Annotated in this window: 12 protein-coding genes; 9 read left to right on the plus strand and 3 right to left on the minus strand. The window is 43.6% G+C overall.

Annotated elements, in window-relative coordinates; all coding sequences use genetic code 11:
- The first annotated feature begins 64 nt into the window (after window positions 1-64).
- From tgt to thiL, 9 genes are all read left to right on the plus strand, one after another.
- Window positions 65-1,192, plus strand: coding sequence for a tRNA guanosine(34) transglycosylase Tgt (tgt, locus tag I3B46_RS03455; protein ID WP_004926970.1), 1,128 nt, complete (start codon window positions 65-67; stop codon window positions 1,190-1,192).
- A gap of 93 nt (window positions 1,193-1,285) precedes the next feature.
- A complete protein-coding gene (yajC, locus tag I3B46_RS03460) occupies window positions 1,286-1,618 on the plus strand; it encodes a preprotein translocase subunit YajC (protein WP_004926971.1) in 333 nt (110 codons plus the stop codon).
- 28 nt (window positions 1,619-1,646) lie between these two features.
- A complete protein-coding gene (gene secD / locus I3B46_RS03465) occupies window positions 1,647-3,494 on the plus strand; it encodes a protein translocase subunit SecD (protein ID WP_014656779.1) in 1,848 nt (615 codons plus the stop codon).
- A 10-nt stretch (window positions 3,495-3,504) separates the two neighbouring features.
- Window positions 3,505-4,473, plus strand: a complete 969-nt coding sequence (secF, locus tag I3B46_RS03470) for a protein translocase subunit SecF (RefSeq protein ID WP_014656778.1) — start codon at window positions 3,505-3,507, stop codon at window positions 4,471-4,473.
- Window positions 4,474-4,651: 178 nt separating this feature from the next.
- Entirely contained in the window at window positions 4,652-5,101 is a 450-nt protein-coding gene (nrdR, locus tag I3B46_RS03475) for a transcriptional regulator NrdR (protein WP_004926977.1), read from the plus strand.
- Window positions 5,102-5,105: 4 nt separating this feature from the next.
- Window positions 5,106-6,221 (plus strand): bifunctional diaminohydroxyphosphoribosylaminopyrimidine deaminase/5-amino-6-(5-phosphoribosylamino)uracil reductase RibD, encoded by a 1,116-nt coding sequence (ribD, locus tag I3B46_RS03480; protein ID WP_088499025.1) that lies wholly within the window; start codon window positions 5,106-5,108, stop codon window positions 6,219-6,221.
- Window positions 6,222-6,323: 102 nt separating this feature from the next.
- Window positions 6,324-6,794 carry a 6,7-dimethyl-8-ribityllumazine synthase gene (gene ribH / locus I3B46_RS03485; protein WP_004926982.1) on the plus strand — a complete coding sequence of 157 codons (471 nt, stop codon included), beginning with the start codon at window positions 6,324-6,326 and terminating at the stop codon, window positions 6,792-6,794.
- Between the two features lie 26 nt (window positions 6,795-6,820).
- On the plus strand, window positions 6,821-7,237 hold the full coding sequence (gene nusB / locus I3B46_RS03490; protein WP_004926984.1) for a transcription antitermination factor NusB: 417 nt from the start codon (window positions 6,821-6,823) through the stop codon (window positions 7,235-7,237).
- A gap of 135 nt (window positions 7,238-7,372) precedes the next feature.
- Window positions 7,373-8,362: a thiamine-phosphate kinase gene (gene thiL, locus I3B46_RS03495; RefSeq protein WP_014656776.1), complete on the plus strand. Its 990-nt coding sequence runs from the start codon at window positions 7,373-7,375 to the stop codon at window positions 8,360-8,362.
- Window positions 8,363-8,950: 588 nt separating this feature from the next.
- Here the strand turns inward: thiL and dxs are convergent.
- The 3 genes from dxs to xseB all read right to left on the minus strand — a co-directional run bounded on the left by dxs (window position 8,951) and on the right by xseB (window position 12,244).
- A complete protein-coding gene (gene dxs, locus I3B46_RS03500) occupies window positions 8,951-10,819 on the minus strand; it encodes a 1-deoxy-D-xylulose-5-phosphate synthase (RefSeq protein ID WP_014656775.1) in 1,869 nt (622 codons plus the stop codon).
- Window positions 10,820-11,071: 252 nt separating this feature from the next.
- Entirely contained in the window at window positions 11,072-11,989 is a 918-nt protein-coding gene (gene ispA, locus I3B46_RS03505) for a (2E,6E)-farnesyl diphosphate synthase (protein ID WP_004926990.1), read from the minus strand.
- 3 nt (window positions 11,990-11,992) lie between these two features.
- Window positions 11,993-12,244 carry an exodeoxyribonuclease VII small subunit gene (gene xseB, locus I3B46_RS03510; protein WP_004926992.1) on the minus strand — a complete coding sequence of 84 codons (252 nt, stop codon included), beginning with the start codon at window positions 12,242-12,244 and terminating at the stop codon, window positions 11,993-11,995.
- Window positions 12,245-12,330: the final 86 nt, after the last annotated feature.

A 12,330-nucleotide genomic window follows, 5' to 3' on the forward strand; every position in this document is an offset into this window, starting at 1 on the left:
GCTGCTCGCCTGTGAAAGTTAATATCAGCAACAGACTGTTTTTCTGCTGCTAGGAGAAATAAACGTGAAATATGAATTACAAACCACGGATGGCAATGCGCGTCGTGGGCGCTTGATTTTTGAGCGTGGCGTGGTGGAAACCCCCGCTTTTATGCCTGTTGGTACTTATGGAACTGTCAAAGGGATGACCCCAGAAGAGGTCAAAGAAACAGGTGCACAAATTCTGCTTGGTAATACCTTCCATTTATGGTTGCGCCCAGGGCAAGAGATTATGAAATTGCATGGTGACTTACACGATTTTATGCAATGGCAAGGTCCTATCTTGACTGACTCAGGCGGTTTCCAAGTCTTTAGCCTTGGTGCTATGCGTAAAATTAAAGAAGAAGGTGTGCATTTCCGTAACCCTATTAACGGTGAAAAAATCTTCTTAAGCCCTGAAAAGTCAATGGAAATTCAATACGATCTCGGCTCAGATATCGTGATGATTTTTGATGAGTGTACGCCATATCCTGCCGATTGGGATTACGCGAAGACATCCATGGAGATGTCCTTACGTTGGGCTGCACGTAGCCGTCAACGCTTTGATGAATTAAACAACAAAAACGCACTATTTGGCATCATTCAAGGTAGTGTTTACGAAGATTTACGTGATATTTCAGTTAAGGGGCTGGTAGAGATCGGCTTTGATGGGTACGCTGTAGGCGGTCTCGCGGTAGGCGAGCCAAAAGAAGATATGCATCGTATCTTAGAACATGTATGCCCACAAATTCCGGCGGATAAACCTCGCTATTTAATGGGGGTTGGTAAACCGGAAGATTTAGTTGAAGGTGTTCGCCGTGGCATCGATATGTTTGATTGTGTGATGCCAACACGAAATGCGCGCAATGGTCATTTATTTGTCACGAATGGCGTGGTAAAAATTCGCAATGCGAAGTATAAATCGGATACTTCAACACTCGATCCTGAGTGTGATTGCTATACTTGCCGTCATTATAGTCGTGCGTATTTACACCATCTCGATCGTTGTAATGAAATTCTTGGCGCAAGGCTAAATACCATTCATAATTTGCGTTATTATCAGCGTCTAATGGCTGGTATTCGTCAAGCGATTGAAGATGGTAACTTTGAAGAGTTTGCGAAAGATTTCTATCAGAAGATTGGCAAAAGCCAACCTTCATTAAATATGGAATGAATTTAAGTGCGAAATGAGCTTAATCTGTGTAGCATATTAAGCTTTGCTGTACTTATGTTTTAAATAGCGTTCAATAACAATGAGGAAAGTTGAATGAGTTTTTTTATTTCTGAAGCAGCGGCATCTGCAGGCGCGCCAGCACAGGGCAACCCGTATACGATGATTATTATGCTCGCCGTGTTTGCTTTGATCTTCTATTTTATGATTTTACGTCCACAGCAAAAACGTGCTAAAGAGCATCGTAAACTGATGGAGTCAATCACTAAGGGCGATGAAGTTTTAACAACAGGTGGTTTGATTGGTCGTGTAACCAAAGTTTCTGATAATGGTTATGTTGTTCTTGAACTGAGTGAGAACACCGAAGTAACTATCAAACGTGATTTCGTTGCTGCTGTTTTACCTAAAGGCACAATGAAAGGTATTTAATTTCTGATTTTTCCCGAAGGGAACTGCCGTGCTAAACCGTTATCCTTTGTGGAAGTATCTGATGCTGATCGCTGCGATCCTCATCGGTCTGCTTTATGCGCTTCCAAACCTATATGGTGAGGATCCGGCTGTTCAAATCACTGGCGTGCGGGGAACCGCCGCCAATGAGCAAACGCTGATCCAAGTCCAAAAAACGTTAGAAAAAGACAATATCCAGAGCAAATCTATTGCCTTGGAAAATGGGGCTGTACTTGCCCGATTCAACAACCCGGATATTCAATTGCGCGCTCGTGAAGCACTGGTTAGCGCTCTGGGTGACCAATATGTTGTTGCATTAAACCTTGCACCTGCAACACCTAAATGGCTAGAAGCTGTTGGTGGTGAGCCGATGAAACTCGGTCTAGACCTGCGTGGTGGGGTTCACTTCCTCATGGAAGTCGATATGGACACTGCATTAAGTAAATTGCAGGAACAAAACATGGACGGTATACGTAACGACTTGCGCCAAGCAAAAGTTCCGTACTCTTCTATCCGTAAAGGCGACAATTACAGCGTTGAGATCCGTTTCCGTAATGCTGATGATCGTAGCCAAGCAGAGAAAATACTCCTTCGTAAGTTCCAAGATCTTGTATTTTCTAATGGTAACAATAATACCATGACTGCGGTTATGACGGATGAGCGTCTACGTGAGGCTCGTAACTATGCCGTATCTCAAAACATTACCATTATTCGTAACCGTGTAAACCAATTGGGTGTTGCAGAACCTCTTGTTCAGCGCCAAGGTGCGGAGCGTATTGTTGTTGAGTTACCTGGTATCCAAGATACCGCGCGTGCCAAAGAAATTTTAGGGGCAACGGCAACCTTAGAGTTCCGTTTAGTTAACCAAAGTGTTGACCCAGCAGCGGCAGAAAATGGCCGTGTGCCGGGCGATTCTGAGGTTAAGTATGATCGTAATGGCTTCCCTTACGTTCTGTATAAGCGAGTCGTCCTGACTGGTGACCACATCACTGACTCAACTTCAGGTAGTGATGAAAATGGTGCGCCACAAGTAAGTATTGGCCTTGATAGCGCGGGTGGCTCTGTCATGTCTGATTTTACCCGTGACAATCAGGGTAAACAAATGGCAACGCTGTTTGTTGAATATAAAGACAGCGGGAAAAAAGATGCCGAAGGCCGTGTAATTTTGATGAAAGATGAGAAAGTGATTAACGCGGCGAATATTTCTGCGCGTTTCGGAAGCCAATTCCGTATCACGGGGATCACTGATCCAAACGAAGCTCGTCAATTGTCGCTATTGCTACGTGCTGGTGCGTTAATTGCGCCAATCCAAATCGTTGAAGAGCGTACTATTGGGCCGACTCTTGGTTTACAAAACATTGAACAAGGTCTAAAAGCTTGTTTAGCTGGTTTGTTCGCCTCAATCTTATTTATGATTATTTACTATCGTAAGTTTGGTTTGATTGCGAGTACGGCGTTGTTTGCAAACTTGATCATGATTGTTGGGGTGATGTCCTTGTTACCAGGCGCCACACTGACCATGCCAGGTATTGCCGGTATCGTACTGACCCTTGCTGTCGCCGTCGATGCTAACGTTTTGATTAACGAACGTATTAAAGAAGAGTTGCGCAATGGGCGTTCAGTCCAGCAATCTATTCATGAAGGCTATAAAGGCGCTTTCTCAAGTATTATCGACGCAAACCTGACTACACTTATCACTGCAATTATTCTGTATGCAGTGGGTACAGGGTCAATCAAAGGCTTTGCAATTACGACAGCTATCGGTGTCGCCACCTCTATGTTTACAGCTATTATTGGTACACGTGCTATCGTGAACCTGCTATATGGCGGTAAACGTATCAACAAGCTGTCAATTTAAGGAGCACGTTGTGGCACAGGATTATACTGTTGAACAATTGAACTATGGTCGTAAAGTCTATGACTTTATGCGCTGGGACAACGTTGCCTTTGGGATTTCTATTGTATTACTGATCGCATCTATCGCGATTATTGGGATGAAAGGCTTTAACTGGGGCCTTGACTTCACTGGTGGTACAGTCATCGAAGTCAACCTGAGTCAGCCAGCTGATTTGGATAAAATTCGTGACAGTCTTTCTAATACGGCTCACAAAGATCCTTTAATCCAAAATTTTGGTAGCAGCCGTGACATCATGATCCGTTTACCACCTATTGAAGGGGTTGCAGGTCAAGAAGTCGGTAAAGAGATCATCACTATCATCAATAAAAATGTTGATGAGCAAGCGACAGTGAAGCGTATTGAATTTGTGGGGCCTAGTGTTGGGGCAGAACTTGCTCAAACAGGGGCACTTGCACTGTTAACGGCGCTTATCTGTATCTTGATTTATGTTGGTTTCCGCTTTGAATGGCGTCTAGCGACAGGTGCAGTATTAGCACTTGCCCATGACGTTGTGATTACGTTAGGTATTCTATCTTTGTTCCATATTGAGATAGATATGACCATCGTGGCGTCATTGATGTCCGTTATTGGTTATTCACTGAACGACAGTATCGTTGTATCTGACCGTATCCGTGAAAACTTCCGTAAAATTCGTCGCGGTACACCGTATGAAATCATGAACGTCTCTTTAACACAGACCTTAAGCCGTACCATTATGACATCTGCAACAACACTGTTAGTGGTGCTGATGCTGTATATCTTCGGTGGCGCGATGTTAGAAGGCTTCTCATTGGTCATGTTAATCGGTGTAACCATCGGTACGATTTCATCTATCTATGTGGCTTCTGCACTAGCACTGAAAATGGGTATGAAACGTGAGCACTTACTTCCACCGAAAGTTGAGAAAGAAGGTGCTGACCAAGAGTCTTTACTACCGTAATCCCCATTGGGTGAAAGTCGGTGGCTTAGGTGACTGAATGAAAGCCGTCTGGTGTGTTCTAAAAAGATGGCTTAAACATGAAAACACCCCGTTAGACTGCAAATGTACAGTCTTGCGGGGTGTTTTTTATTAAGCTCTGGGTTACACTGTTTACCCGAAATAAGAATCAGGAAACACTATGCACTGCCCATTTTGCTCTGCTGTAGATACGAAAGTAATTGACTCGCGTCTGGTTGGAGAAGGCTCTCAAGTGCGCAGGCGTCGTCAATGTCTGCTTTGCCATGAACGCTTCACCACCTTTGAAGTGGCGGAACTTGTTATGCCACGGGTAATTAAAAGTGATGAAGTACGCGAACCCTTCGATGAAGAAAAGCTAAGTCGTGGTATGCAAAAGGCCTTGGAAAAACGGCCCGTAAGTGCTGATGCCGTTGAACAGGCCATTATTTCTATCAAATCACAACTACGTGCAACAGGGGAACGTGAAATCCCTTCTAAAATGATTGGTAATTTAGTGATGGATGAACTGAAGAAACTGGATAAAGTGGCTTATATCCGCTTTGCTTCAGTCTACCGTAGCTTTGAAGATGTACGGGAGTTTGGCGAAGAGATCGCTAAATTACAGGATTAAGAACATGATTGAACAAGACCGCATCTATATGGCGCGGGCACTTGAGCTTGCCCAAAAAGGCCGTTTTACCACTTCACCAAATCCTAATGTGGGTTGCGTTATCGTACGTGATGGTGAAATTGTTGGTGAAGGGTATCACCAAAAAGCGGGTGAACCGCATGCTGAAGTTCATGCCTTACGCATGGCAGGAGAGAAAGCGAAAGGCGCTACCGCCTACGTAACATTAGAGCCATGCAGTCATCACGGTCGTACCCCACCTTGCGCTGAGGCTTTGATTAATGCGGGTGTTCGTCGTGTTGTGGCAGCAATGCAAGACCCCAATCCTCAAGTTGCAGGTCGGGGATTATATATGCTTTCTCAAGCGGGGATTGAAACTGCAAGTGGCGTATTGATGGAAGAAGCGGAATCATTAAACCGTGGATTTTTAAAGCGTATGCGTACAGCATTCCCTTATGTTCAACTGAAACTTGCAGCCTCCCTTGACGGCAAAACGGCCTTAGAATCTGGCGAAAGTAAATGGATCACGTCAGCAGCAGCAAGGCAGGACGTACAGGTATTGCGTGCGCAAGCGAGTGCAATTTTGAGTACCAGTAGTACTGTGCTGGCAGATAACCCTTCACTGACCGTACGTTGGAATGAATTACCTGCCGAGATACATGCTGTTTATCCGCAAAGCACATTGCGTCAACCAATTCGTATTGTTTTAGATAACCATAATCGTGTCACGGCGGAACATAAGGTCACCCAATTGGCAGGTGAATGTTGGTTAGTTCGCTCTCAACCCGAGCCTGATGCGGTTTGGCAGGGGCAAGTTGAACAGCTTGCTATTCCATCTGATGATAATGGTATTGACCTTGTGATCTTGATGATGCAGTTGGCTAAACGAAATGTGAATAGCGTTTGGGTTGAAGCAGGACCAATACTCGCTGGCTCATTGCTAAAACTTGGTTTGGTGGATGAGCTGATTGTCTATATTGCTCCTAAATTATTAGGGGATACAGCGCGAGGTTTGGTGAATATTCCAGCACTTGCACATTTGTCAGATGCACAAAAATTTGAATTTACTGATGTGCAGAAAGTCGGTGATGACCTGCGTGTCAGGCTACGTCCTGTGTGGTAATAAAAGTTTTTTATCATTTTGCTAAAATTCAACCACGCGATTAACGAAAGAATGTGATAAAATCCGCGCCCCGCGGGTTATAATTAATATTAAAGGAAGGCTATGAACGTAATTAAAGGTGTTGTTGCCGCGCCACAAGCGCGTGTCGCCATTGCAATCGCTCGTTTTAACAACTTTATTAATGATAGTCTGCTGGACGGTGCTGTTGATGCTTTAGAGCGTATCGGCCAAGTGTCTCAAGATAACATCACTGTTGTCTGGGTGCCAGGCGCTTACGAGCTACCATTAACCGTTAAAGCACTGGCCGAAACGAAAAAATACGATGCTGTTATTGCATTAGGCACGGTGATCCGTGGTGGAACTGCGCATTTTGAATATGTTGCAGGCGAGTGCAGTTCAGGTCTTTCTCATGTCGCAATGAACAGTGAAGTGCCAGTCACTTTCGGTGTTTTGACGACTGAAAATATTGAGCAAGCCATTGAACGTGCTGGTACTAAAGCTGGCAATAAAGGCGCTGAAGCTGCTCTGACGGCATTAGAAATGATTAATGTACTTAAAGCTGTAAAAGGCTGATTTAGTTTTTATTTAAGGGGAATCTTGTGAAACCTGCTGCTCGTCGCCGCGCTCGTGAGTGTGCTGTACAGGCCATCTATTCATGGCAATTATCCGGTAATAATGTTTCCGATGTGGAATATGAATTTATTGCTGAACAGGACATGTCTGACGTTGACGTTATTTATTTTCGTGAACTGTTGTCGGGAGTCGCCAATAACGCTGCTAAGCTTGACCAGCTAATGGCTCCTTTCCTATCTCGCCAGCTTGAAGAGTTGGGGCAGGTAGAGAAAGCGATTTTACGTGTTGCTATGTATGAACTAAGCTACCGTGAAGATGTGCCTTATAAAGTTGCAATTAACGAAGGCATTGAACTAGCCAAAGTTTTTGGTGCTGAAGATAGCCATAAATTTGTGAATGGTGTTCTCGATAAGGCTGCGCCTTCTGTTCGTCGTAAAAAATAAAAATTGATCAGGGTTCCCTCCTGTAATACTACAGTAGTAATGAGGTAGGCTGGGTTCCGGCCTATCTTTGTCTTTTATGTCTAATTATCAGTGATGAAGTTGATAACTGGGCATAGCGAAAATGGAAAAGCTACCATGTCATATGGCGAATTTGACCTCATCGCGCGTTACTTTAACCGTCAAACAACAAACAGACGGGATGTGAATATTGGTATTGGTGATGACTGTGCGTTGATGACCATCCCAGAAAAACAGCAGCTTGCTGTGAGCACCGATACATTAGTTTCTGGTATCCACTTCCTTCCTGAAATTTCTCCAGCCGATCTTGCTTACAAATCATTAGCGTCTAATTTAAGTGATCTTGCTGCTATGGGAGCAGATCCGGCATGGGTTTCTCTAGCGATCACACTACCTCATGTTGATCCAGATTGGTTAGAGCAATTTAGCGATAGCTTATTTGAGCAAATTAACTATTACGGTATGCAGCTAATTGGCGGTGATACAACGCGTGGGCCAATGAGCCTAACTTATACCGTACATGGCTTAGTACCGAGTGGGAAAGCATTGTCACGCTCAGGAGCCCGTAATGGCGACTGGATATACGTGACGGGCACACTAGGTGACAGCGCTGCGGGTTTAGCAATATTACAGGGGAAATTAGATATTGCTGATGAGAGCCAAAAGTCATGGCTAATTGGGCGTCATCTGCGTCCTCAGCCGCGTATTTTACAAGGGCAGGCGTTACGCCACTTAGCTTCTTCCGCGATTGATATTTCTGATGGTTTAATTTCCGATCTCAATCATATCCTCAAGGCTAGCGGCTGTGGCGCTCGTATTAATCTTGATGCTTTACCACTTTCCGAGGCGTTGCAACAAAACTGCTCTGTAGAGCAGGCACGCATTTGGTCGTTAAGTGGTGGTGAAGATTATGAGCTTTGCTTTACGATCCCTGAAGTTAATCGTGGTGCTTTAGAAGTAGCATTGGCTCATACAGGCGCTAATTTTACGTGTATTGGTCAAATAAAACCGCAATCAGAAGGGATCAGTTATTATTGTGATAATCAGGCGGTTGATGTTGCCCTTAAAGGGTTTGATCATTTTGCATTAACGGATGTTAATAGTTAAGTTGATAAAATAATCATGCTGTTTAGTGAACCCGTGTCAGTGATTGAGACGGGTTTTTTATTTTAAGCGATCAAAAAAGATCTTTTTGTTATCGTAATAATCCGTGTTGTTATTTTATATAGGTTACAAAGAGGTCATTACCGTGATTTTTTATAGAAAAATATAATAGGTTCTAGATAGAGGATATTAAAAATAGCGATTAGAAAATTAGAGGGAATTACTTAATCTATTGAATCTATTTGATTTATTTTCTTTTTTGCAAAAGAAAGCTGCCAAAAGGCAGCTAAAATAAAAATGAGGCGTATATCTCATATAAATATGAGACATTTATGTCAATAATGACAAAAATTATTATGAGGGTAATTGGGTATTAACTTCATACTGAACTTTATTTGAGATAAAAGCAAGATCCTTTTAAAAGAATTTTAGCTTAGTTTGATCTTATCGATGATCAAAATAATTTTATCTTAAATAAGAAAAATGAAATTTCACATAAGGAAGAGGGGATTGTAATGGAAGATCGATTAAGGAAGAATATTGAGAAAAACAGGTATTGTTATTATCACAATACCTGTTTTTTACTATAGGTTATGATTTCTGCTGATATTGTTCGATTGCGTGAATAATACCTTGACTATCGAGACCTAAGTCAGCAATAAGCTCTTCTTGGCTGCCTTGCGGTATAAAGAAATCAGGTAAACCAAGATTTAATACAGGTATCATCTTATGTTCGCGCATCAGGAATTCGTTAACACCACTGCCTGCACCGCCCATGATAGCATTCTCTTCTAGCGTGACTAACATGTCATGGCTGTTTACCATATCGAGGATCAGTGCTTCATCTAATGGTTTAACAAAGCGCATATCAACAACGGTTGCATTAAGCGCTTCGGCAGCGACGAGCGCATGTTTGAGTAATGTACCGAAGCAGAGGATGGCAATTTTTTCCCCTTGGCGACGAATGACCCCTTTACCAATTGGTAGTGGTGCAAGAGGTTGTAATTCTGCTCCAGTGCCTGTTCCGCGAGGGTAGCGTACCGCGCTAGGGCCATCTTTATAATGGTAACCAGTATGTAGCATTTGGCGGCATTCATTTTCATCACTTGGCGTCATGATAACGAGTGTTGGAATGCACCGTAGGTAAGAGATATCAAATGCCCCTTGGTGAGTTTGGCCATCAGCCCCAACAATCCCCGCACGATCAATGGCAAATAAGATAGGGGTTTTTTGAATCGCAACATCATGGATCACTTGATCGTAACCGCGCTGCAAGAAAGTGGAGTAAATCGCGACGATCGGATTATAACCACCGATAGCTAAGCCAGCGGCAAAGGTAACGGCATGTTGCTCGGCGATGGCGACATCGAAGTATTGGTTAGGGTACTCTTTGGAAAAACGCACCATTCCTGACCCTTCACGCATAGCCGGTGTGATAGCCATGAGCTTATCATCGTTTTGGGCTTCTTCGCATAGCCAATCCCCAAAAATCTTAGAAAATGTAGGACGGGTCTCTTTACTCTTAGGCAGGGTAAATGTGCTTGGATCAAATTTAGGAACAGCATGCCAACTGATCGGATCTTTTTCAGCAGGCTCATAGCCACGACCTTTTTTGGTCATGATATGTAAGAACTGAGGCCCTTTTAGATCACGCATATTTTTCAAGGTTTGCACAAGCGCAACGACATCGTGACCATCAACAGGGCCGATGTAGTTAAAACCTAACTCTTCAAACATGGTGCCAGGAACGACCATGCCTTTGATATGTTCTTCTGTTTTCTTTAATAGCTCTTTAATCGGCGGCATATTAGAAAACACTTTTTTACCACCTTCACGCAAAGTGGTGTAGAGCTTGCCAGAGAGCAGGTGAGCAAGATGGTTATTCAGCGCCCCAACATTTTCAGAAATCGACATTTCGTTATCGTTGAGGATGACTAACATATCAGGAGCAACATCACCGGCATGGTTCATGGCTTCAAATGCCATACCCGCAGTAATCGCACCATCCCCAATGACACAGACGGTTTTGCGGTTTTTATCTTCTTTTTCAGCGGCAATGGCCATACCTAAACCGGCACTAATTGAGGTTGATGAGTGACCAACGCTCAATACGTCATATTCGCTTTCGTCACGCCAAGGAAAGGGATGCAAACCATTTTTTTGACGAATGGTATCAATGCGATCTCGGCGACCTGTTAAAATCTTATGGGGGTAGGCTTGATGGCCCACATCCCAGACAAGGTTATCGAAAGGAGTTTTATAGACATAATGTAATGCAACGGTGAGTTCAACGGCGCCTAAACCAGAGGCAAAGTGACCGCTAGATCGACCAACACTACTAAGTAAAAATTGCCTGAGTTCATCACACAGCTTCGGCAGGCTTTCTTTCGGCAGCAGACGTAGCTCTTCCGGTGTTTCTGCCAGCGCTAGTGTTGGATACTTAGCGATATCAATACTCATTAGGGGGCCCACGACTATTTATAATTGTTAATAAGGTAATAACGCTGGTTAATTCCAGCGTTTGAATTTAGCTATTATGCCACTTTTATTATCAATAGTATGAATAGAAAGCAGCATTGTATACTCGTTATGATCTCGATGGCAGCGTTATTGACTATGTTCACGCGTGCTGACCATAGATTTTTGTATGATCCTAGCAACTTGTTCGCTTCTCGCCTAGCCGCATCTTTAATCGTTTGAGAGTATGTAAGATTAGCTTTTACGCTCGATAATGAAATTCGCTAGGGCGACTAAAGTTTGTGTATTATAGCCTTCTGCTTCAATGGCTTTTAACGCTTCCAACGCATTATAATACAGCTCGCGAGCTTTTTCTTGAGCCGCTTCAAGTCCTAGCAAAGATGGATACGTGCTTTTCTCATGCTCAGCATCAGCGCCTTGGCGTTTGCCTGTCACTTCACTATCACCAATCACATCCAAAATATCATCTTGTACTTGGAATGCGAGGCCAATAGATTCTGCATACTTATCTAATGCAGGTAGTGCCTTATGTCCTTTTATTCCAGCGGCATAAGCACCCATACGAATAGCTGCTCGTATTAATGCACCCGTTTTGTGTTGGTGAATACGTTCAAGGGCTGCAAGATCAACACGCTTGCCTTCAGCCTCAAGGTCGAGTGCTTGACCACCACACATACCCGCTAGACCACTGGCATAAGCGAGTTCTGACAACATAGCAATTCGGTCTTTGTCAGTAACATCAGGCATTTCTGCGGAAGACAGTAGCTGGAAGGCTAATGTTTGTAGCGCATCACCCGCCAAAATGGCATTCCCTTCACCAAATTTGATATGGCAAGTGGGTTGCCCACGCCGTAGGTCATCATCATCCATAGCAGGGAGATCATCATGAATTAATGAGTAGGCGTGAATACACTCAACCGCTGCCGCTGGCGCATCAAGATTAACAGAATCGACACCCAGCATGCTTCCTACAGTATAGGTCAAAAACGGGCGTAGGCGTTTCCCCCCAAGTAGTGCACCATGTTTCATGGCAGCGGCAAGGGGTAAATCAGAGAAAGGAAGCGCATCTAAGGCATTTAGTAAATACTGGTTAACTCGCTCATACGCTTGTTGTTGCTGTATCGTGAAGCTATTAGGGTGTTGTTCGGACATAATTTATTCGGTATCTGGTGAAAAATCATCAAGAGCTTTATTTTCATCATCGCTAAGCAGGATTTGCACGCGTTGCTCAGCCTGTTGCAGGACTTTTTGCCCTTGTTTAGCGATTTGGATGCCTCGTTCAAACTCATTGAGCGCATCTTCAAGTGGTAGTGAGCCAGACTCAAGGCGAGAAACAATTTCCTCAAGTTCTTTGAGTGAGTTTTCGAAGCTAACTACAGGTACTTGCTGAGATTTTTCTTTAGCCATCTTTCTTTAACCACAAATATTTAATCATTCAATCAAAGGATTGTATTAATTGAGCAGACTAACTTAGTCTCGCGCTGGATACAATT

The organism is Providencia sp. 2.29, assembly GCF_015832305.1.
Lineage (GTDB): Bacteria > Pseudomonadota > Gammaproteobacteria > Enterobacterales > Enterobacteriaceae > Providencia > Providencia stuartii.